Origin of the sequence: Gluconobacter wancherniae NBRC 103581, from assembly GCF_007988885.1 — a bacterium.
Taxonomy (GTDB): Bacteria; Pseudomonadota; Alphaproteobacteria; order Acetobacterales; family Acetobacteraceae; genus Gluconobacter; species Gluconobacter wancherniae.
This window is the reverse complement of the sequence record NZ_BJUZ01000002.1, coordinates 711,166-731,336: the sequence shown is the minus strand read 5'-3', so window position 1 is coordinate 731,336 and position 20,171 is coordinate 711,166. Positions and strand designations below refer to the sequence as shown.

Sequence of the window (20,171 nt, the reverse complement as noted above, 5' to 3'; positions counted from 1 at the left end):
GTTCGTCCGACTTATCTAAGGGGCGAAGACTAACCCCCGACACCGGATTACTGGAAGTCGTATCATGGATATGCAGCCCCCCCGTCATGTTGCGGATCGTCTCATAGGCACGCGCGACGACGCAAAAGGCCCCATCGCGGTGGGCGCTCTGATCCGAACCGGCATGTGGTCGATCAGTTATTTTGCGTTCTATTTCGTTCAGCAAATCGCAGAACTGCTTGCACCGCTTCTCCTGATTCTGGGGATTGGCTGGTATATCCTGCCCCACATCGTCGGTGCGATTACCACGAGTGCTGCCAACGCAGATCCGCAGGCCCGCGACATCATGAACCACGTTGCCAGCACGATTCCCTATCAGCTCCAGATCGGCAGCCACCTGCTCACTCCCGCATCGCTGATTTTTGACGGCTTCCTGCTGATGGCCATCGCCGCTATTGGTGCCACGATTTCAGCACTCGCTGCCCGCAACATGTAACAGGCGGTAGCCGCTGAGAGGCGGCTAATGGCTCATTTCGGCCACATATGCCCAAAAACGCCATACCAGCGGCACAGGGCAGCGCCACTTCCCGCCACAATCACCACGCTGCAGCACCATGCTACGGCCCAGGAGCCTTTGCTGCCAATCATCGCCACGGGCTTCACTGGTTGTTCGTCGCCCACAGAAACATTTCCATTCCTCGTTCTCTGGGAACGAAGCTGGCCAAACCCTTCACGCTCTGCGACGACGCTGCGGTCAGACATATCATGTGCCGCTTTCGAAGACATTTCAAAGCCAGAACAGAGCTGCCTTGCACCAGAAGACATTGCTGGCTCCGATGATGCAGGTTCCTCTGGCTCCAAAACAGACTGCTCTTCAGCCGCTTCCACGTCACCGGGTTCCCATGTCTCGCCGCAATTGGCACAACGAAACTTCTTTGCTTTACCAAGCAGAACTTCAGGAACCTCGAAGACAGCATGACAATGGGGGCATTCGAGGCGCACGTAATCGCTCCTTGGACTTGCGAAACACCTGAAAGCAGGGACATTCTTTCCAGGCTCTTCCTTTTTCACGCAATATGCTGAAAAATAGTTAATGAACGGTGAACGCCATACATCCTGAAGTGAAGTTCGGGCCATGATCCGCCTCGACAACGTGTCCATGCAACCTCGCGGGACGGGAAAACCCATCCTGTACGGACTGACACTAGACGTCCCACAGGGCGGCTTCCGATGGCTCCTCGGGCCATCCGGTGCGGGCAAATCAAGCTTTCTGAAACTCCTCACGCTCGGGGAACAGCCTTCTGGCGGAAAACTCAGTATTCTTGGAACCTCCGTCACCAATGCACGGCGTAACTCGCTCACGCAATTAAGGCGTCGGATTGGCTTTGTCCCTCAGGATTACCGGCTGATTGGTGAATGGAGCGTCTTTGACAATGTTGCATTGCCACTTCGCCTCCGTGGCGCAAAAAAAGACGAAATCGAGCAGGAAACATTTTCAGTTCTCGAATGGCTCGATGTCGCAAGGCTTGCACGGCATTCCCCCCGCGAACTTTCTGGCGGGGAACAACAACGCGTCGCAATTGCCCGCGCACTAATCGGTCGCCCTTCCCTGCTCCTCGCAGACGAACCTACAAATGCCCTGGAAGAGTCGCAGGCACGAAGGCTGCTCTTTACCTTTCAGCAACTGGTGGAAATGGGAACGACAGTTATTGTTGCGACCCATAACGAAATGCTCGTGCGGGAAGCACCGGCGCCATCCATAAATCTGCGCAATGGCACTCTCGACAGATCGGACTTCGCATGAGTGGTCCCATCTCACCCGGCCTTCGATCCGGGAGTCTTCCGGTTCTCGTCGCATTGATGACCATGCTTGCGGGCCTTGCACTAGCAGGCCTCACAGGAATTCAGGCGCTGGCCGAAAGCTGGAATACTGCTGCCCAAAGCTCGGCGACAATCGAAATCCCCACCGATGCCGATCACGCACAAAGCAGAACGGACCACCTGCTCAAAACCCTGCACGAGACCCCTGGCGTTACGGATACCAAGCTCTTAACACCGGAAAAAGTGCGTAGCTTGCTGGCTCCATGGCTTGGCGAAACCGACGACAAGGCTGGAAAACCACCCGCCCTCAGTTTACCCACCGTTCTTATCGTGCGGCATGAACATGGCATTGACCTTGAAGCTGTCGTCCATGCCCTGTTTCCCGAAGCCATCATCGAAGAAGATATGCGCTGGAGCATCCGGTTGCAGCGTCTGGGGCGTAGCCTTGTAGGGTGTGCCTGGCTAGCAGTCAGCCTGATTGCAGCGGTTGCCGTACTTTCGGTCGGCATTACCGTAAGACGCTCTGTCTCCGCACAGCGCAGAGCCGTCGAAATCATTCACGCCATTGGCGCGACGGACAGACAGATCTCTGGAAAAATCGCGCGTAGAGCCGCTGGCCTCAGCCTTTTGGGTGGCATCATGGGGCTTGGCGCGCTCGCTCCCATCCTCATGTTTCTCGCGCGCCTGCTCGCGCCGTTTCAAGACCAGAATGCTCAGCCGCCACCTCCCGCTGACACGCTCGCAGCGTGGAGTGCTACGCTGTCCGTGCTCCCACACTCTCTCCTTGAGATGCTGGCCTCACTCCCCTTCCTGGCTGCACTTCTTGGCTGGCTGACGGCACAGAGCGTCGTGCTTGTCTGGCTACGACGCCTGCCGTGAAGCGCCTGCTTGCCCTGATACTGATCAGCGTCGCACTCTGGGCAGCAGGGTTTGTCTGGTTCGTCATGGATGCCCGCACCCCACCTCCTGTTGCCCCTGTCTGCGATGGCATCGTCGTCCTGACAGGCGGACAATCCCGGATCGATGCATCAGTGTCCCTTCTGAAAGGCGGCTACGGTCAGTTGCTGCTGATTTCAGGGGTGGGGCCCCATGTCACGCTGCATCACCTTTCAAAAGTGGGCCAGGAGCCCCTGCCAGAATCGCTTTCTGCACGAATCACACTCGGAAGGCGCGCAGTCAGCACAATTGGAAACGCCCATGAAACAGCGGACTGGGCGCACACTCACGAGCTTCATAAGCTGCTGATTGTCACGGCCGGATATCATATGCGCCGTGCACTGCTTGAAATCAGTCGCACAGACCCGGACCTCACTCTTATTCCTTACCCGGTTGTTCCTCCGGCATTGGATTCCCCTCTGTCCCGACCAACAATATGGCTACTGCTCCGGGAATACAGTAAATTCCTTGGCGCTGAACTCAGCTTCCTGACCGGCCTTCCAGACGGAACTGACGGGCTGAGCCAACACTGAACAAGCAGCACTTCCAGTTAACGCTCTCTTGTCTGCAAGCGCGTTTTCTGGTCTGCACAAAGCCATGATGAGCATTTTCCGTGGCCTGCTGTTTAACGCCTACCTACTGCTGCTGACGATCGTCATGGGAATCGGGGCTCTGCCTATCCGCCTCTCGGGGAGACGGAATCTGGCGCTCCGCTATGCAAAATTATGGTCCAAAGCCGTTCTGGCAGGGCTCGGGAAAATCTGCGGTATCAGGATTAATGTCGTTGGCAGGGAAAACCTCCCTATCGGGCCAGTATTGATCGCGTCCCAGCACCAGTCATTCTGTGACGGCTTCATCTGGATGAATTTGCTGCCCAGACCGGCCTATGTGATCAAGCGCGAGCTCACCAAAATTCCTTTCGTCGGGCCTATGCTGATTCTCAGCGGCATGATTTCTGTCGAACGCAGTGATGGCGCCAAAGCGCTTCGCGGCATGATGAAAGCGACTGCCGATGCTTACGAAGACGGGCGGGGCATCATCATTTTTCCTGAAGGAACGCGCACGCTGCCCGGTGAACGTCATCCCATCCAACCGGGAATCGTTGGCATCGCCCGACAGGCTTCCGTGCCTGTAATTCCCGTCGTAACGGACTCAGGTCTATTCTGGGAGCGCAGCCAATGGCGAAAGAACCCAGGCACCCTGAATGTTGTCATCGGTAAGCCTCTCCCAGCGACGAAAGACAGGAAAGAATTCATTCCCGCACTGGAAAAGAGTTGGGACGAGTTGTGCGCAACCTATGATCTTCCGCGCGATCCTGTGGATAACTCTGTGGAGGCAGCTGATTTATTTCTTTCACAACCTCTTGACAAAGTTTCGGAGAAAAATCCGGCATAATTTTTCGCGTTCTTTTTTCAAAGCACTTTACCATGATAAAAATCCCGGAATACAGCCATTAACGGGCCTTCACGATCAGATGAAAAACTGGAAACTCTCCGAAATATTGCCTCCAGACTCCTTTTAAGCGCTCAATAATGGCTACTAAACCTCTCTTGGGGATAAAAAATGCGCACCCTCGTCTTTGAGCTTTGGCTCCGCCTCAAGGACAAGGGCAGTCGAGACAGATTGATTACTGTCCGTTACCTGCATTATGCTCTTTATACGCTTCTTGCCGTTACCTGCATGCTCCTCACAGACGCACTGGCGTGGCGCATTGCACAGAATCGTCTCGGCGCTTCCGCAGATCTCGTAATTGCAGACGCCCGCCAGCATGGATGGACAATCTCGGATAGCGGGCGCCGTAAATCTGGGTGGCCCTTCGGGGCTCAGCTGACTTTTGATGCTCCCCACGTCAGGCCGCCATCCAGAGACATTACTGCCGCATGGGCTGGGAGCGCACTTGTTCTTGGAGGTTCCTGGCTAGATTGGACACATCAGGGTCTGGCATTCACCCTCAAGGGACGTCAGGCGTTCCGCAGCGTCACCCCGGACCTTACCCTCACACTGACAACAGATACCCTCCATGGATTCTTTCTCAACTCGGGAAAGATTCATTTCAGTGGAGCGAGTGCACACCTCACCGCACAAAAAAATCTGCATATTTTCACTGAGATGGATCTGACGGGCTTTACCGCACAGAGCTGGGTGAAACCCTCAGCCGGGCCTACAGAAACACGCACAGGCCTGCGCTTGTCCGCAAAACATTTATCTGGCTCGGGGCTGCTGGCAGGCTGGAGCGGAACAGTGGACGATCTTGATATAGCAGTGTCTCTTGCGGGCACTCAGAACAGGCACAGTTCACTTGTCTCCATGTCCGGTTACAGTGCCTTGCTGCTGCAGCACTGCCGGGCGTCAATTCACAGGCAGGATCGTAACCCAACAATAGATCTGTCCGCACGCCTTTCCATGCCGAACCTCGACGGCACCGCAACTCTGCGGATCTTTCAATGGCATGACGCAGCACATCTGCTGCTTGAGTCGCCGATACTCCAGAGCCAGCTTCCTCCCAAATTTCAGGAAGAACTCGCAGCCTTTGTCCAAGACGGCGATTCTTCGGCCAGCTATCCGCGTGGCCGCCCCATAATGCTCCCGATAGATGTGCACCAAGGTACGCCAACCTTCGGTAACACGAAAATTTTATCAATTATCACGAGAATGTTTGACGCCTCACACAGGCAGGGGTAGACCCGCATCAGGTTTGATCCATGTCAAAATTGTGTCCGGCAAAAGAAAACTTCCGCTGCCTTCACTTGTTCTGACTTGGATGGGCCAGGCCCCGCGCAGCATCGCTGCGGTGGCTAACGCTCTTTTCATGGCGCGAGCGCAGTATCCCGGCCTCTGACGCAGCCATGCCGGCAATCTGTGCTCCGTCGTCCGGACGGAAGGCAAGCTCGGCATGTTTGGCCTATCGGCTTTATTTCTCGCGCGATTTCAATTCGCGTTCACGGTCGGGTTCCATATCGTATTCCCGGCATTCTCCATCGGACTTGCATCCTATCTTGCAGTCCTTGAAGGCATGTGGCTCCGCACGGGACGCAGTGCATATCTCGATCTCTTCAAATACTGGCTGAAGATCTTTTCCGTCGTCTTCGCGATGGGTGTGGTTTCCGGTCTGGTGATGTCCTACGAATTCGGCACCAACTGGTCGCAGTTTTCTCAGAAGGCCGGTCCGATACTCGGTCCGATGCTCGCCTACGAAGTGATGACTGCCTTCTTCCTCGAAGCAGGCTTCCTTGGCGTCATGATGTTCGGCCTGAACAGGGTCGGCAAAGGTTTGCATTTTGGTGCAACCTGCATGGTTGCCATAGGCACTCTCATCTCGATGAGCTGGATTCTGGCGTCCAACTCCTGGATGCAGACACCTCAGGGCTACATCATCGACACCGCAACCGGCCGTTTCCTGCCGGGAAACTGGTGGAAGATCATCTTCAACCCCTCCTTCCCGTTCCGCCTCGTACACATGGGCCTGGCAGCATTCCTCTGCGTGGCATTCATCGTGGCAGGCGTGGGTGGATGGCACCTGCTCAAGGCACGTCGCGAGGGACGTCAGGCTTCCGAACAGGTCCGCCTGATGTTCTCCATGGCGATGTGGATGGCCGCCATCGTTTCGCCGATGCAGGTTCTGGCTGGCGATACACAGGGGCTTAATACCCTTGAATATCAGCCTGCCAAGATTGCAGCGATGGAAGGTGACTGGGAATCCGAGGGACGCGCACCTGAACTGCTGTTCGGCATCCCGGATATGGAAAACGAGACCACACACTTCAAGGTCGCGATTCCGCTGGTCGGCTCTTTGATCCTGACGCACAGCCTCGATGGCAAAGTACCGGGCCTGAAGGACTACCCCAAAGACCTGCGTCCATACTCGCCGCTGCTGTTCTTCTCGTTCCGCATCATGGTGGCCCTGGGCATGCTCATGGCGCTGATCGGCGTGTTCTCGCTCTACCTGCGCTGGAAGGGCCGTCTGTATGACAGCACACTCCTGCATCGCGTAGCGCTGTGGATGTCGCCTGCCGGCTTCATCGCACTGCTCTGCGGCTGGGTCACGACGGAAGTAGGACGTCAGCCATTTACGGTTTACGGCCTGCTCAAGACCTCCGACAGCGTGTCCGCCATTGCTCTGCCGAGCATCGCCACCTCCATGGTTGCGTTCGTCATTGTGTATTTCATCGTGTTTGCCGGTGGCATCGGCATCCTGCTGCATTCCTTCGCACAGGAACCTCATCCCGGTGAGGAAGGGCCATCAGAGCACGAACCGCACATGTCCGCCGGAACCACGCAGGTTTCCCATCATCCACACGCTGGCATGGCGGAGTAAACCAACATGACCGACACCGCCTTCTGGCTTCCCGTCGTATGGGCCTTCCTCGCAGCAACCGCGATCTTCATCTACGTTGTTCTGGATGGCTTCGATCTTGGTATCGGCATCCTGTTCCTCAAAGAGCGTGACCACGACCACCGGAACGTCATGGTCAACACCGTGGCCCCCGTCTGGGACGGCAACGAGACCTGGATGATCTTTGGTGGCGCCTCGCTCTACGGGGTCTTCCCTGTGGCATACGGTACCATTCTTCCGGCGCTGTATCTTCCGATCCTGTTCATGCTTCTTGCCCTCATCCTGCGCGGCGTCTCTTTCGAATTCCGCTTCAAGATGAAAAAGGAATCCTCGCAGTTCTTCTGGGACTCTGCATTTTGTGGCGGCTCGATCGTTGCGAGCTTCATGCAGGGCATCATTCTCGGAACACTCGTTCAGGGCATCAAAGTCGAGAACAACGTTTTCGTTGGCTCCAGCCTCGACTGGTGCACGCCGTTCGCGCTGTTCTGCGGTCTGGCCGTCTCGGTAGGCTATGCCCTTCTCGGCTCGACCTGGCTAATGTGGCGTTGCGAAACGGATCTACACGATACCATGCGTAAGGTCTCATTTGGCCTCGCAGGTCTACTGCTGGTCATGATCGGTGCCGTCTCAATCTGGACGCCGATGCTCCATGCCACCTACATGCAGCGCTGGCTGGACTGGCCGCAGGTCGCACTCGTAGCCCCAGTCCCGGTTGCAGTGATTGCAGCAACGGCATTTCTCTTTCTGGGCCTTCGCAATCCGAAGTCTCACATCCTGCCGTTCATCTGCACGCTGGTCCTGTTCTTCCTGTGCTTCAGCGGGTTGGGCATCAACGTATGGCCCTATATCGTTCCCCCGAGCATCACCATCTGGCAGGCATCCTCGCCGCCTGACAGTCAGGCGTTCCTGCTTGTCGGCACGATGTTCCTGCTGCCCACAATTCTCGCCTACACGATCTATTCCTATTACGTGTTCCGCGGAAAAGTGACGGCAGATCAGCACTATCATTAATATCAGAGGAATGATTTTACAGGAGACCGCGCCATGAAGATCGAATACGGCAAACCTGTTATCCGCACCGGCCCTCTCGCGGGCCTGCGCATGTGGCTTGAGAAGGTGGGATGGTTCATCGCCTTCTGGGTTGCCGGGGTCGTCGTCGTCGGCGTTGGCGCGGAACTTCTCAAGAAAATCATCTTCGGGGGGCATGGCTGAAAAGCCCTCCCCATCAGGACAAAGAAAACCCCGTCTCCAAATGGAGCGGGGTTTTCTTTTGGCTTCGTCCTATCCTTGGAAGCAGTTCAGAAAACGTCCTTCGCCTTGCGCAGTCGGGCAAAAGTCTCAACGTCTTTAGCCCGCAAAAACGGATTAGTGGCGCGTTCCACCCCAAGAGTGACGGGCAATGTAGGTCGGCCCGCTTCAAGAAGCCGCTCCACTTCCGCTGCACGCGCTCTAAGCGCCTCGTTTTCCGGATCGACGGACACTGCAAAAGCAATATTTGAGCGCGTATATTCGTGCCCCGCGCAAACCAGAGTCTCGTCTGGCAAATCAGCGTAGCGCCGCAGACTGTTGAAGAGTTCAGCAGCCGTTCCTTCAAGCAATCGCCCACAACCAGCGCTGAACAGCGCATCGCCACTAAAGAGAGCGGGAACCTCCGGGATAACATAGGAAATATGGCCGACAGCATGCCCTGGCGTAAGAAGCGCCTGCACATCTGTCGATCCGATCTGGAAAACATCGTTGTCTTCAAGCCCACGATCCAGAGCAGGAAGCCAGTCCCGCTTTTGTGCAGGCCCAAACACCTTGGCTCCATAACGCTGACGCAGTTTCTCTACGCCCCCTGTATGATCACCGTGATGATGCGTCAGCAGAATCAGATCCAGCCTACCGGCCCCGAGAACAGCTTCAACCGGCGCAGATTCGCCGGGGTCAATCAAAGCCCGCGTGCCATCAGGGACAGTGACAAGCCACGCATAATTGTCAGACAGAACCGGGATTGGCAGAATATCGACCGACATGGCGGTTTCCCTTCATGGATGTTGCTGGTTAGATATCATGATGCTGACGCGTCTGGCCCGATCCCGTTCCGATGATGCCGCCGCTTTCTACGAGAGCCGCGCAGGTCAGCGCGCTGCATTTCTGCTGAATAGGCGGCTCCGGGCCGTAATGCCCTCCCTGACAGCCAGACGCATCCTTGGCGTAGGCTATACACACCCATACCTTCCCGGGAGTGCGTCTTTCGCCGTCTCTGGTCGACTGCAAACACCCCAGACCCAGCGTCTGTCTCCCATCGAACGAATCCTTCCGGATTGTATCATCGAAAGCAATCGATTGCCCTTCGACGATCTTTCAATGGACGCCGTCATGGTAGTGCACGGGCTGGAATTTGCGCGCTCTATTCCAGACTTCTTACGCGCCGTGTGGCGTGTCATGACAGACGATGGATGCCTCATCCTCGTAACGCCCAACCGATCGGGAGCCTGGGCGCATACGGATGCAACACCTTTCGGGCATGGCAGTCCTTTCAGCACAAATCAGTTAGCACGCGTCCTGGGTCAGGGCATGTTCCGGATTGAACGACATACCGGCGCACTCATGGCGCCCCCGATTTTTCTCAATACCAGTAACGGAACCATCCCGGAGCGTCTTGGAAGAGCTACCGGATATCCCCTCGCGGGTGTGCATGTGGTTCTGGCCAGAAAAAATGCCTATGCGGGGCTTCCCCTGCTCGAAGAAGGCATCAGGGCACCGATCTCCCGTCAGATTGCGGAACCGGCCTGAAAAACACTTCGGAAAAGTGTGCTCTTACAATCAGGATTCTTGACCCCGGCTACCGGTGTCGTAAGACTGCGCATATGTCCCTCATTCAATCCTTGAAGCTCGTCCTGTCGCCGCCGCATCGCGCTGCGACTCCCTTCCTCGCAGCAGGTACGCTCGTCGGCCTCCTGGGACGGGCAACACCCTGGCGCGCCACCCGGTTTCTGGGTAACGCAGGCATCGCCTTCACGGCGTTCTGCCTCTATTTCTTCCGCGACCCAAAGCGCACGCCACCACCAGGCTCGGATCTGGTTCTGGCTTCTGCTGATGGCCGCATCACCTCCGTGTCGCTGGTCGCTCCCCCGGTCGCACTAGAAATGGGAGCAGCTCCTGTCTGGCGCGTCTCTACCTTCCTGTCCGTGCTGGATGTTCATATCAACCGCATGCCCGTTGCTGGTCAGGTGACGAAGGTCGCCTATCACGCAGGCAAGTTCCTCAACGCCAGCCTCGACAAAGCATCCGAGCATAATGAGCGCAACGAACTGCGCCTGACGCTCGCCGATGGTCGCAATATTGGCGTTGTTCAGATCGCCGGTCTGATTGCACGGCGTATCCTGTGCTTCGTAGAGGAAGGCGATCACCTTGAAGCCGGTGAGCGTTTTGGCCTGATCCGCTTCGGCTCCCGCACAGACGTCTATCTTCCGCCCGGCGTGGAGCCGCTGGTGACCGAAGGACAGACAATGATCGGCGGCGAAACCGTCCTGGCAAAACTCTGAACCAGACCGCACGATGAGCGCCCCCGAGCCGATCCGGCAGGACACACCTCCTGCCCGACGCCGTCGTATCCGCCGCAGGCTTCGCAGGATCGGACGCCGCCCGCGTAACCGCGTCCGTGGCCCGTCCTTCAACCGACTGATTCCGAATATCATGACGATGCTCGGATTGTGCGCCGGGCTAAGCGGCATGCGTTTTGCGCTAGAGCTTCGCTTCGGGCAGGCAGCCGTGGCCCTTCTGATTGCTGCGTGCATTGATGGGCTGGACGGGCGGATTGCGCGCCTCCTCCGAGGCACAACCCGCTTCGGCGCCGAATTCGACAGTCTTTCAGACTTTGTCTGCTTTGGCGTTGCGCCGTCATTCGTCCTGCTGATGTGGTCCCTTGAGAACGCAGGGCGTTATGCATTTGTCCCTTGCGTCATGTTCACGGTCTGCATGGCGCTTCGTCTGGCCCGCTTCAATGCAAGCCTAGATGACGAAGATAAACCCGAATATTCGCACAGTTTCTTCACAGGCGTCCCTGCGCCAGCAGGTGCTGGAATTGTGCTGTTTCCAGTTTTCCTAGGCCTCGAAGCAGACAGAATGGGCACTCCGGCAATCGCGGACTTCGCACGCGCGCCAATTGTCTCTGCAATCTGTCTGATTTTCACTGCGGCACTGCTGGTATCAACGCTACCAGTCTGGTCGTTCAAGAACTTCAAGGTCCCATCGCGTTACGTGCTACCGCTCATGCTGGGAACCTGTCTGTTTGCAGCAGTTCTGGTGGCTGATCCGTGGGGTGCTCTCGCTGTGGCAGGCGTTCTGTACGTCGCCATCCTGCCTTTCTCGCGGCGCTCTTATCACCGACTAAAGAAGGCCGCAGAAGACATGTCCGAAGCGGTCGAAGACGAACCAGTTACGTCCTGACCTGACCGGTCGCCAGCGCCTCCAACCCCAGAAGCAGATCCTGCGGGGATGGAGGACAGCCCGGCACTTGCATCCTCACAGAGGCAAGTTTATCCAGCCCCCCCAAAACAGCATAATTAGTAGTGAACGGTCCGCCGCTGATCGCACAATCACCAACCGCGACAAGGCTCCTGCCACGCGGCATTGCGCGCCAGTTTCGATCAAGCGCATCCGCACTCGCCCGCGTCACCGGCCCCGTGACCAGAAGCCAGTCCGCGTCTTCCGGCTCACTCACCAGACAAAAGCCATGCTGCTCAAGCGCAAAAGCACTGCCTGCCAGAGCGGAAACTTCCATTGCGCAGCCTTCACACCCCCCCGTTTCAAGAGGAAAAAGCGCAATAGGCTGGCGCCGGCCAAGACGATCTTGCCCGGAGGCCCGCCAGCGTGTCACATCCAGAAAAGCCTGAAGCAGACTGGAAGGCCCCATTCCGGGCAGGATCTTCATAATGCAATTCCCGATGGTGCAAGACCGAAAGAACGCAGGGCCGTGACCAGTTGATCCGGTGTCAGACCATCCAAAGCCTTCCCCAACACCGGCAACAGAGAGGCGGATGGGTCTCTGACCTGAATGGCCTTGATCAGACCATCCTTGAGCTGCACCCAGTACCACACATCCCCACGCGGACCTTCAGCTGCACCAATTCCCTCCTCCAAAGACTGTGGAGCAGGTTCATCATCATCCATACCGATACTCGCCAGTATACGGCGCATCAAAGCCAGAGAATCGCGGATTTCAGCCAAACGCAGAGCATTGCGCGCCTGTGCGTCTCCAGCGCTGTCACCGGTAGCCCGCAAAGCGTCCAGACGCATCCCGGCCTCCCGTCGACGCAGGTCCAGACTCCGTCCGCTAGCACGCCCGGTTACACCGCCCACGGCATATTCACGCACGGCTTCCACGCTCAGAGCGCCAATTTTTCGCAGGCGAACGCCGAATGTGCGTTGCATCTCTGCCAGAGCCAGCATTCTTGGCTCCATCACATCACAGACGGCCTGCGCCAGAGGAACGGGCTCAAGTCCGTCCTTCAATCCAGTGAATGTCACCAAATCCGTCAGACGACGGGAAACACCTGCCCGAGCGCAGGCCTGCGCCACCGCTTCACGCGCATGATCGCAATGAGATGCAAACATCTCTGCCTCAACAGAGCGCATTGTTACAGCAATGTCATGCAGATGAACCGAAATCCGCTCGATCTCCAGCAACAGGAAGCGTGTATCCCTAATACCAGGGCCGGGAAGCTCACCCCGCGCCTGCTCTACAGCGCGCACAAATGCCAGCGGGTGAGCAACAAATCCCCCTGCCGTTACACGGGAAACAAGTCGCAGCCCCTCTTCCGGCGACTTCCCAATGAGTTGGGACAATACCCCCCGATGCGCAAACCCTGCAGAAACGGAAATACCTTCTGCACGCCCATCGCAAATATCAAAAGACAGACCCAACGGCCCGCATAGTCCTGTTCGCTCAGGGCGAAGAAATGGCCGATCGGCAAGTGGTTTCAGACCCGGCAGGCCCGGCCCCGGGCGCTCAGAGAGCGGCCAGGTCGCATCCCAGCCCCCTTCATCCACTGCAGGACTATCATCGCGCGCGCCCATCCCTTCAACGCCATAGAGATCATACGCGACCCTCTCCCCCCATTCCGCAGCGGGGAAGCGTGAGGATGGTGCCAGATAACGACCGTCCTCCACAGCACAGCTCGCCATCAACGGACGATTGCCCTCAAGAAGCAGGATGTAAATTCTCGAAGAGTCCGCCCACGCCGAAACCAGCGGCAGAGTTGCTCCAGGGGCAGCCAGCATGGTGCGCCAAAGGTCGGCATCCAGATGATAGTGAAACAGCGAGACACGCTCGCCGGAATGAATGAGAGACGACATTTCCCTCACGGGCGCCACCCTGCGACCGGATGCCACACCAGCAGAAGCGGAGCAGTCAGACCGCATAACAAAAGAGCCACTTCCACAAACGCCGCCATGTTTCGCTCACCCCGTTGCCAGGCAGGCAGGATCAGCGGCAGAGAGGCTCCTCGCAGCCCCAAGGCAACACAGCCCACAAGCAGCCATAGAAGCGCAACCTCAAGAGAGCGCCCGATCAGAATGAGCGCACAGAACACAGGCCATGGCGCACTCCCCCAGAAAATTGCGTCAGTTTCAGTTGATTTTCCGCGTGTCTCCAGCGTTGTTGTGCCAAGAGCCGCGATCAGTAGCAGAAGCACAGCAGCAGCTTCTCCCGTTGCGGCACTGATTGCAGCCAGAGCGGAAAGCATTGGCAGAGCCACACGCGCGCCCGACGCGGTAACCGCCATCAGCAGGCTCGCAAAACCAGCAACCAGCACAAGCACATGAACAAGAGGCTGCGTATTCAGCCGCATCATCAGCACAATCGCTGCAAAACGCAGGCACGTATCCATAAGTGCTGCAGCCGAGCGGGGAGCCGGAGAAGGCCCGAGCCCTGCCATCATACACAAACCAATGGCCAGCAGAACCGGCCCCAGAGGAGACTGATGCTGCATCGGCAGCAATGCAGCCCCCAGCGCTCCCAAAACAACGCCACACAGGCGGCTGCGCGCCATATCCCATACGCTGCTTGCCTTCTGCGTGCCGCGCCCCTCTCGCCAGGCCAGGAGCACAATACCTGCGCCACAAAGCACGGTCACAGCCAGCGCCGAATGCACGTTCAGCGCAATAAGAGCGCAGCCGGTGATCAAAAAAGGCAGAATGCGCGAGGCCCGATCTGCTCCGGGAGGTAACAGAAGCGGCATAAGCGCTACAGCACATGAACAGGCTGCCGCGAATGCATCCGTCCCTGGCATGAGCACAACCGCAAGCGGCGTAAGAAGCGCACCTGCGACAGCAAACGTGAGCCCGCTGGCCTTCTGGCGGGAATCGGGCGTCACAAAAAGCAGGAATGCCGCCAATAACGGCCACGTTGTCACCGCAGACAGCACGTTGATTGGCGCTATTTGGTGGCTCATTCCTCCAGCACCCTTCGCCATGCAAGCCTTGGCAAAAGCACGCAGCCCAGAGCGGCAAGAACACCCCAGAACGCAAGAGCCGTTGCAAAAAGCGCCCAGGACTGCATGACGCAAGCCATCACGATCAAACCGTCAGATGCCATCAGCAGGCCCACAAACTGTACCAAAGGGGGCCCGAATGCAGCCCCGCAAAGGCCGGCGAGCACGATTCCCGCACCAAGAGCCGTAGTAAGGCCCAGACTTGCTCCGGAGAGAGCAAGCGTCAGCAACAATACGATTGTGCCCATTACAGGCAGAACCGAACTGCGCTCAGGCGTGTGGGGTGCAAAGCGACGCAAGCCGATCCAAGCCACAATATTCAACGAGATCAGGGCTACGGAAGTCAGTAACGCCAGCAAACCGCCACACACTGTCGCACCTGTAAACGCACAGACAACGCCATAAAGCGGCAGGCCACGTCCATCACGCCCCAGCGCCGCAAGAGCAAGCAGCAGAAGCAATGCAAATCCGGCAATCATGTTGCAAACCTTCCTGCCAGAGCGATAAGCAGCGCAAGACCCGCGAAAAGTGCCGTAAGGCGCGAACTGCGCTCCTGCCCTGTTGTACGCAGCCCTCCAAGAACCAGCACCACAAGTATCAGTCTCGCCCCCAGCAAACCAAGGCCCGAGAACCACCCCGTTACGCCGCTTCCCGGAAGGGCAATTCCGGATGGGAAAGCCAGATCTGACAAAAAAAGCACCCAGCCACAGTTCACAAGCTCGACCAGCACCCTCCGCTGGTTTCTGTCCTCGCGATCACGCACATCCGATAGCGCCATGATCACATCTTCATGTCGCAAAGGAGGACAAATAATCCCCAATGCTAGCGCACACGCGGCAAGGGCACCCTCAAGCCCCGGCCCGGGCTCAATATGAAGGATCGCACATAGCCCCCCAAGGCCATCGGCACCAGACGCCGAAAGTGCCGAAAGTGCCTCGACCAGACAAAGCAGCAGAAACGCTGGGACAAGAGGCCGAATTCCAGTCCTCGTATTGCCAGCGATACGCCCATCGCGCACCAACGCAGTGAATGGGGGCACAGCGATGCTCCGGATTGCCAAAAGCAGAACGCCCACTAACAGAGGGTCCGCCAAAGAAATCCAGAAGAGATCAGTTGTGATGGCGGGCAAAACAGCCATTACAGTCAGGAGCGCAGCAAGACACACACCGTCCCGTCCTGAAAAACCGACCTTCCATCCACGATGCCAGAAAGCGAGATGCTGCGTGATTATCGGGTATGGCGATACGGTCGCGATACCCCCGAACCATGCGGGACCGCATCTCAGACACCACGCGATGAAAGGGGCCAGTATCGCAAGCAGCACGATCTGAAAAACGTCCTGCGCCAGAGCTTCCAGCCACGAAATAATGTGCACCATCATGACGTAAGCCCCAGAACAGCAAGGACGACTGCCAGCAGGAAAAGCCACAGACCAATACCTGCCCGGCGGCCATCAGGCATTTTCCACCCACGCAGCTTTCTGACATTGCGGAAAAAACGGCGTGCACCTGCAAGCACGCGTCGCAGCTCCCAAGGAAATATCGGCTTTCCGCCAAAAAATGAAAGTAGCTCAGACCTTGGAAACTGTCCCCACTGGATCCCCTGCAGCCGTGCCAGTCCATGAGGCGTCCAGGGCCGCGTCAGAAGGAGCCAGACCATCATCATCAGAGCAGCAAGAAGCGGCAGCCTCAGATGAGCGCCATCCCCTCCCCCCAGTGAGAAAACCGACAAAAGAAGTGTTCCGCCAATCTGATGGATCGCCGCACTGAACAACAGCACGACGGCCACAGGAAGAAGGAGAACGGCAGCAGAAAATGTCAGCAGCAACGTTCCCGCAGGAAGATCAAGAACACCTCGTCCCGATCGCTTCTGAACTGAAGAAACATCAAGCAATGCCAGCAGGCCGAGCAGCATCGCCACGCCCACTCCAGCCACACTCCACCCCTGCACCCCCGCGGCCATACCCAGCGCGGCATGAATACCTAGCCACAACACAATGAAACCGGGCAGTGGCGGTAAAGGCAGGCGCAGATAGGACGCCTCAGGAACCAGTTTCATGGCAGGAGGCGTCAGCACAAGAAGCACAAGATCCAGAAACAGCCCCAGAGCCGCCGCCTGCGCGCTTGCCTCCAGCCCCTCCGCACGGGCCGCAATGACAATGGAAAGGAGCAGGACGGGTCGCAGAAACGACAGATCCCCCGGCGCTGAAGCACGCATCACGGCACCAAAGGCCAGTATCGGTATCAATATCCCAACTACTGCTGTGACGAGAAACGCAGATGGATCGCCCTGATGCCAAAGACATGACACTGCCAGAACAGCCCCTAATGCGGGGAAAGACGCGATAACCCTGCCATTGATTATTGGCCAGAGCAGGACAGGTAGCAGCCCGAGAAACGCAGACGTGCAAGAGGGAAACAGCACCCATAGCAAAAGCGCCGGAACTGCCCAGTATTGTGGGCAGCGCGCGCGTTCCTGTGTTTGCAACACACCGATGGCGACTGCGACCAGCGCGGGAGAAACGCAAAGGGCAGCAACCAGTGCTGCGGCCAGCGCCACCCGCCCGCTTCCTTTGCACCCGTCGTCCCTGACACGCAGGGACGCAGGAAAGGTCAGCGCAGCAAGTGAGACAGAGACCGGATCAAGATGGAAAAAGGCGAGTACGGTATGCAGGGTCTGATCCGGGCTTCATGACTGATGGAGCCCCATCAAACCACGCCCGTCAGATCATGGCGAGTGATGTCTTGCGCTTCGGTGCTGGAAAAGCCCGATCAAGAGCCTTGAGATCTGCATCCGTCAGGCTGATTTCCATGCTGGCAATGTTGCGCGGCATATGCTCCGGAGATCCGGCTTTGGGAATGGCCAACACATTGCTGCGTCTCATCACCCAGGCCAAAGCAATCTGTGCTGCATCGGCAGCCCCGAGCGACGTCTCATGACGGGACGCGATTTCATGAAGGACGGGGTGCTGCAAAAGGTCGCCACCCTGTCCTAGCGGGGAATAAGCCATCGTTACCGTTCCACTATCGGCGTCATGGTCCAGAAGGTCGAACTCGGTTCCACGATATTCGAGGCTGTAGAGAATCTGATTGACGAGACAGCGATCAGAAAGACTTTCAGCTTCCTCCATATCGTCGACATCAAAGTTGGAAACACCCCATCCACCGATCAGGCCATCATCCTGCAATGCGTCCAACCCACGGATGGTCTCTTCAAGAGGCACACCGCCGCGCCAGTGCAGGAGATAAAGATCCAGTCGGTCCGTCCCCAGATTTTCTAGAGAACGATGACACGCCTTCTGTACCCCCATGTATGAAGCATTCGAGGGCACAACCTTGCTGACGAGATAAACCTCGTCCCGAAGATCGGAAATCGCCTCACCCACAAGCCTTTCGGAACGGCCATTTCCATACATCTCGGCAGTATCGATGACCCGAAGGCCATTTTCGATACCTTTGCGCAGGCTTTCAATTTCACCAGCCCGACGAGAGCCGGAATCTCCAATGTTCCAGGTCCCCATGCCCAGTGCCGGGACAGTGACACCGTTACGCAGAGTGACGGTTTTCATGCGGATTTCTCCTTGCTGTGCCCTGAGACAACGACCGTCGTCGCCAAAAAGATGCGATATAAATACCCTAACCGGACTTTTTCCACCCTCGGGCTTCCTGTTTCCAGTACACCAGAGTGTGCCCTGAGGCCTTCAAAGCGACCCATCTCTGGCGTGCCATCTGCACGGCCTGATCGTCGCTTCCGTCAAACAGATCGAACACACGAACGAACTCCGAAAACTCATCGCTCCCGGCGCCATTCACCCGAAACAGGAACCGCGCGCCGTTAGGGCAATCCTCGCCCGATGTCAGCCAGATAGGCTGCCGGGCTTCGTGACCTGTTTTCGCCGTGCCATGCGGAAGCCAGACCGGCTCCCGGCATGCCCAGAGTGCCTTGTCGAGCGCAGTGACGATTGCCGTATCTGGGCAGCGCACCAAGGCACGCTCCCCTGCATCCAGCGTTCGGCCCAGAAGCGCTGGAAGCGCCTCCTCAACCGGCGTGCGCGTCAGGTGGTAAAAACCGATTTCCACCCTCAGGCGTTGTTTTCATGCGTCTGGACAAAATTATCCAGAAGACGGACGCCAAAACCCGTAGCGCCCTTTGGCGCGATCGAGGACGCCGTCGTTTTCCAGGCCGTGCCTGCGATGTCCAGATGCGCCCAAGGCGTATCTCCCACAAAACGCTGCAGGAACTGGGCAGCCAGAATGGCGCTTCCCGGTCGGCCACCGATATTCTTCATGTCTGCGATATCGGAACGGATCTGCCGATCATATGCCTCACCCATCGGCATGCGCCACACTTTCTCATCCACCTTGTTGCCAGCAGTGGTCAGCCCGGCTGCAAGTTCATCGCTATTACTGAACAGGCCAGCGTGCTCCGCGCCAAGGCTCACCACGATCGCCCCAGTAAGCGTGGCCAGATCAATCATCAGTTTCGGCGCAAACCGCTCACGCGCATAGGCAAGAACATCCGCCAGAACCAGACGTCCTTCCGCATCCGTATTCAGAACTTCGATCGTCTTGCCGCTGTAGCTCTTAACGATATCGCCCGGCCGCTGTGCATCACCGGAAAGCATGTTCTCGACAAGTCCGACCACTCCAACAGCGTTCACAGGCGCATTACGGCGCGCCAGCGCGCTCATCAGGCCGATAACGGTGGCAGCACCGCCCATGTCCGTCTTCATTTCGTCCATGCCAGCAGCAGGCTTGATCGAAATGCCACCGGAATCAAACGTCACACCCTTGCCAATGAAAGCCAGAGGAGCTGCGCCCTCTACGCCACCATTATGGCGCACGATGACTGTGCGCGGACGCTGGGAGCTACCTTGAGCAACTCCCAGAAGAGCACCGAAACCAAGCTCCTTCATCGCAGCTTCATCAAGCACTTCGACTTCGAGCCCAAGATCGCGAAGCTCTTCAATCCGCGCCGTGAAGGTCTCCGGATAAAGGATGTTAGGCGGCTCGCTCACAAGGTTACGGGTCAGAATCACACCACGCGACACCGCGTCACACGCTGCCCAGGAAGCCTCGGCAACTGATGTATCGCTGACGGCAACCAACACCGACGCAAGCTTCGTCCGAGGCGTGGCGTCCTGAGTGCGATACAGGTCGAAATCATAACGGTTCAAACGGGCACCAAGGGCCGCACTGGCAGCGAAAGCCTCAACAGAACCTGCTGCAACAATCACAGCTTTCTCGAACTCACCGAGAGCCTTTGCCGCATCACCACCTGCATTTTCGGCAGCTACAGCGTTCAGGGCAGAGCCATCCTTGGCACCACATCCCACCAGAACGATTACTGAAACACTTTCTGATGGTGCGAGCAGGCTGAGTGTCTGTCCAGCTTCGCCCTTGAATCCCTTCAGAGCAACCGCACGCTTCAACGCGCCAGCAGATGCAGCGTCCAATGCCGCGAACTGCTCTGCCTGAAACCCCTCAGTGCCATTACAGAGCAGGGCAACAGCAATAGGAGACTCGGCGTTCAGAGCGGGAAACGGGCCAAATGTGATGTCGAGCATGAATATCCTGCGTTCGGGAATTTGGGTGCGTTGCTCTTTATCGGGAACGCACCCGGTC

At 57.5% G+C, this 20,171-nt stretch carries 23 protein-coding genes; 12 read left to right on the top strand and 11 right to left on the bottom strand.

Annotation, left to right across the window (positions count from 1 at the left end):
* Positions 1–64: 64 nt before the first annotated feature.
* Complete coding sequence (locus GWA01_RS10435; protein ID WP_146797431.1) at positions 65–475, top strand: hypothetical protein; 411 nt, start codon at positions 65–67, stop codon at positions 473–475.
* A 32-nt stretch (positions 476–507) separates the two neighbouring features.
* Here the strand turns inward: GWA01_RS10435 and GWA01_RS10430 are convergent, their stop codons facing one another.
* Complete coding sequence (locus tag GWA01_RS10430) at positions 508–981, bottom strand: zinc-ribbon domain-containing protein (protein ID WP_186819536.1); 474 nt, start codon at positions 979–981, stop codon at positions 508–510.
* Between the two features lie 133 nt (positions 982–1,114).
* Between GWA01_RS10430 and GWA01_RS10425 the strand changes: the two genes are divergently transcribed.
* From GWA01_RS10425 to GWA01_RS10390, 8 genes are all read left to right on the top strand, one after another.
* Positions 1,115–1,783: a cell division ATP-binding protein FtsE gene (locus tag GWA01_RS10425; protein WP_146797425.1), complete on the top strand. Its 669-nt coding sequence runs from the start codon at positions 1,115–1,117 to the stop codon at positions 1,781–1,783.
* Positions 1,780–2,679, top strand: a complete 900-nt coding sequence (locus GWA01_RS10420) for a cell division protein FtsX (RefSeq protein WP_146797422.1) — start codon at positions 1,780–1,782, stop codon at positions 2,677–2,679. The genes GWA01_RS10425 and GWA01_RS10420 overlap by 4 nt, the downstream gene beginning before the upstream one ends.
* On the top strand, positions 2,676–3,269 hold the full coding sequence (locus GWA01_RS10415; RefSeq protein ID WP_146797419.1) for a YdcF family protein: 594 nt from the start codon (positions 2,676–2,678) through the stop codon (positions 3,267–3,269). The genes GWA01_RS10420 and GWA01_RS10415 overlap by 4 nt, the downstream gene beginning before the upstream one ends.
* A gap of 67 nt (positions 3,270–3,336) precedes the next feature.
* A complete protein-coding gene (locus GWA01_RS10410) occupies positions 3,337–4,131 on the top strand; it encodes a lysophospholipid acyltransferase family protein (RefSeq protein WP_146797820.1) in 795 nt (264 codons plus the stop codon).
* Positions 4,132–4,299: 168 nt separating this feature from the next.
* Complete coding sequence (locus tag GWA01_RS10405) at positions 4,300–5,418, top strand: DUF2125 domain-containing protein (protein WP_146797416.1); 1,119 nt, start codon at positions 4,300–4,302, stop codon at positions 5,416–5,418.
* Positions 5,419–5,629: 211 nt separating this feature from the next.
* Positions 5,630–7,051 carry a cytochrome ubiquinol oxidase subunit I gene (locus GWA01_RS10400; RefSeq protein ID WP_146797412.1) on the top strand — a complete coding sequence of 474 codons (1,422 nt, stop codon included), beginning with the start codon at positions 5,630–5,632 and terminating at the stop codon, positions 7,049–7,051.
* A gap of 6 nt (positions 7,052–7,057) precedes the next feature.
* Complete coding sequence (gene cydB, locus GWA01_RS10395; protein WP_146797407.1) at positions 7,058–8,080, top strand: cytochrome d ubiquinol oxidase subunit II; 1,023 nt, start codon at positions 7,058–7,060, stop codon at positions 8,078–8,080.
* Between the two features lie 33 nt (positions 8,081–8,113).
* Positions 8,114–8,281 carry a DUF2474 domain-containing protein gene (locus tag GWA01_RS10390; RefSeq protein WP_146797404.1) on the top strand — a complete coding sequence of 56 codons (168 nt, stop codon included), beginning with the start codon at positions 8,114–8,116 and terminating at the stop codon, positions 8,279–8,281.
* Positions 8,282–8,367: 86 nt separating this feature from the next.
* On the opposite strand, the gene gloB is transcribed toward GWA01_RS10390, so the two are convergent.
* Entirely contained in the window at positions 8,368–9,084 is a 717-nt protein-coding gene (gloB, locus tag GWA01_RS10385; RefSeq protein WP_146797401.1) for a hydroxyacylglutathione hydrolase, read from the bottom strand.
* Between the two features lie 37 nt (positions 9,085–9,121).
* Here gloB and GWA01_RS10380 point away from each other — a divergent pair, with 37 nt between their 5' ends.
* The 3 genes from GWA01_RS10380 to GWA01_RS10370 all read left to right on the top strand — a co-directional run bounded on the left by GWA01_RS10380 (position 9,122) and on the right by GWA01_RS10370 (position 11,503).
* Complete coding sequence (locus tag GWA01_RS10380; RefSeq protein WP_146797398.1) at positions 9,122–9,847, top strand: class I SAM-dependent methyltransferase; 726 nt, start codon at positions 9,122–9,124, stop codon at positions 9,845–9,847.
* Between the two features lie 74 nt (positions 9,848–9,921).
* Positions 9,922–10,599: a phosphatidylserine decarboxylase gene (locus GWA01_RS10375; protein WP_146797395.1), complete on the top strand. Its 678-nt coding sequence runs from the start codon at positions 9,922–9,924 to the stop codon at positions 10,597–10,599.
* A 13-nt stretch (positions 10,600–10,612) separates the two neighbouring features.
* Positions 10,613–11,503, top strand: a complete 891-nt coding sequence (locus GWA01_RS10370) for a CDP-alcohol phosphatidyltransferase family protein (protein ID WP_146797392.1) — start codon at positions 10,613–10,615, stop codon at positions 11,501–11,503.
* Here GWA01_RS10370 and GWA01_RS10365 read toward each other — a convergent pair.
* The 9 genes from GWA01_RS10365 to GWA01_RS10325 form a co-directional block, all read right to left on the bottom strand.
* Entirely contained in the window at positions 11,493–11,987 is a 495-nt protein-coding gene (locus tag GWA01_RS10365) for an NADH-quinone oxidoreductase subunit B family protein (protein WP_146797389.1), read from the bottom strand. The genes GWA01_RS10370 and GWA01_RS10365 overlap by 11 nt on opposite strands.
* Positions 11,984–13,411: an NADH-quinone oxidoreductase subunit D-related protein gene (locus GWA01_RS10360; RefSeq protein ID WP_186819535.1), complete on the bottom strand. Its 1,428-nt coding sequence runs from the start codon at positions 13,409–13,411 to the stop codon at positions 11,984–11,986. Before GWA01_RS10360 ends, GWA01_RS10365 begins: the two co-directional genes overlap by 4 nt.
* Before the next feature lie 5 nt (positions 13,412–13,416).
* Positions 13,417–14,508, bottom strand: a complete 1,092-nt coding sequence (locus tag GWA01_RS10355; RefSeq protein ID WP_146797385.1) for a hypothetical protein — start codon at positions 14,506–14,508, stop codon at positions 13,417–13,419.
* A complete protein-coding gene (locus GWA01_RS10350) occupies positions 14,505–15,026 on the bottom strand; it encodes a hypothetical protein (RefSeq protein ID WP_146797382.1) in 522 nt (173 codons plus the stop codon). Before GWA01_RS10350 ends, GWA01_RS10355 begins: the two co-directional genes overlap by 4 nt.
* On the bottom strand, positions 15,023–15,928 hold the full coding sequence (locus GWA01_RS10345) for a hypothetical protein (protein ID WP_146797379.1): 906 nt from the start codon (positions 15,926–15,928) through the stop codon (positions 15,023–15,025). Before GWA01_RS10345 ends, GWA01_RS10350 begins: the two co-directional genes overlap by 4 nt.
* Complete coding sequence (locus GWA01_RS10340) at positions 15,925–17,106, bottom strand: hypothetical protein (RefSeq protein WP_229316040.1); 1,182 nt, start codon at positions 17,104–17,106, stop codon at positions 15,925–15,927. The genes GWA01_RS10345 and GWA01_RS10340 overlap by 4 nt, the downstream gene beginning before the upstream one ends.
* 163 nt (positions 17,107–17,269) lie before the next feature.
* Positions 17,270–18,115, bottom strand: coding sequence for an aldo/keto reductase (locus GWA01_RS10335; protein WP_146797376.1), 846 nt, complete (start codon positions 18,113–18,115; stop codon positions 17,270–17,272).
* A gap of 67 nt (positions 18,116–18,182) precedes the next feature.
* The gene (locus tag GWA01_RS10330; RefSeq protein ID WP_146797373.1) at positions 18,183–18,626 is read right to left on the bottom strand and encodes a DNA polymerase III subunit chi; all 444 of its coding nucleotides are present in this window, start codon (positions 18,624–18,626) and stop codon (positions 18,183–18,185) included.
* Between the two features lie 2 nt (positions 18,627–18,628).
* Positions 18,629–20,113: a leucyl aminopeptidase gene (locus GWA01_RS10325; RefSeq protein WP_146797370.1), complete on the bottom strand. Its 1,485-nt coding sequence runs from the start codon at positions 20,111–20,113 to the stop codon at positions 18,629–18,631.
* Positions 20,114–20,171: the final 58 nt, after the last annotated feature.

Coding starts and splice junctions, on each gene's coding strand:
- GWA01_RS10435 (WP_146797431.1), top strand. CDS start 65: ATGGATATGCAGCCCCCCCGTCATGTTGCGGATCGTCTCATAGGCACG.
- GWA01_RS10425 (WP_146797425.1), top strand. CDS start 1,115: ATGATCCGCCTCGACAACGTGTCCATGCAACCTCGCGGGACGGGAAAA.
- GWA01_RS10420 (WP_146797422.1), top strand. CDS start 1,780: ATGAGTGGTCCCATCTCACCCGGCCTTCGATCCGGGAGTCTTCCGGTT.
- GWA01_RS10410 (WP_146797820.1), top strand. CDS start 3,337: ATGAGCATTTTCCGTGGCCTGCTGTTTAACGCCTACCTACTGCTGCTG.
- GWA01_RS10405 (WP_146797416.1), top strand. CDS start 4,300: ATGCGCACCCTCGTCTTTGAGCTTTGGCTCCGCCTCAAGGACAAGGGC.
- GWA01_RS10400 (WP_146797412.1), top strand. CDS start 5,630: ATGTTTGGCCTATCGGCTTTATTTCTCGCGCGATTTCAATTCGCGTTC.
- cydB (WP_146797407.1), top strand. CDS start 7,058: ATGACCGACACCGCCTTCTGGCTTCCCGTCGTATGGGCCTTCCTCGCA.
- GWA01_RS10390 (WP_146797404.1), top strand. CDS start 8,114: ATGAAGATCGAATACGGCAAACCTGTTATCCGCACCGGCCCTCTCGCG.
- gloB (WP_146797401.1), bottom strand. CDS start 9,084: ATGTCGGTCGATATTCTGCCAATCCCGGTTCTGTCTGACAATTATGCG.
- GWA01_RS10380 (WP_146797398.1), top strand. CDS start 9,122: ATGATGCTGACGCGTCTGGCCCGATCCCGTTCCGATGATGCCGCCGCT.
- GWA01_RS10375 (WP_146797395.1), top strand. CDS start 9,922: ATGTCCCTCATTCAATCCTTGAAGCTCGTCCTGTCGCCGCCGCATCGC.
- GWA01_RS10370 (WP_146797392.1), top strand. CDS start 10,613: ATGAGCGCCCCCGAGCCGATCCGGCAGGACACACCTCCTGCCCGACGC.
- GWA01_RS10365 (WP_146797389.1), bottom strand. CDS start 11,987: ATGAAGATCCTGCCCGGAATGGGGCCTTCCAGTCTGCTTCAGGCTTTT.
- GWA01_RS10360 (WP_186819535.1), bottom strand. CDS start 13,411: ATGTCGTCTCTCATTCATTCCGGCGAGCGTGTCTCGCTGTTTCACTAT.
- GWA01_RS10355 (WP_146797385.1), bottom strand. CDS start 14,508: ATGAGCCACCAAATAGCGCCAATCAACGTGCTGTCTGCGGTGACAACG.
- GWA01_RS10350 (WP_146797382.1), bottom strand. CDS start 15,026: ATGATTGCCGGATTTGCATTGCTTCTGCTGCTTGCTCTTGCGGCGCTG.
- GWA01_RS10345 (WP_146797379.1), bottom strand. CDS start 15,928: ATGATGGTGCACATTATTTCGTGGCTGGAAGCTCTGGCGCAGGACGTT.
- GWA01_RS10335 (WP_146797376.1), bottom strand. CDS start 18,115: ATGAAAACCGTCACTCTGCGTAACGGTGTCACTGTCCCGGCACTGGGC.
- GWA01_RS10325 (WP_146797370.1), bottom strand. CDS start 20,113: ATGCTCGACATCACATTTGGCCCGTTTCCCGCTCTGAACGCCGAGTCT.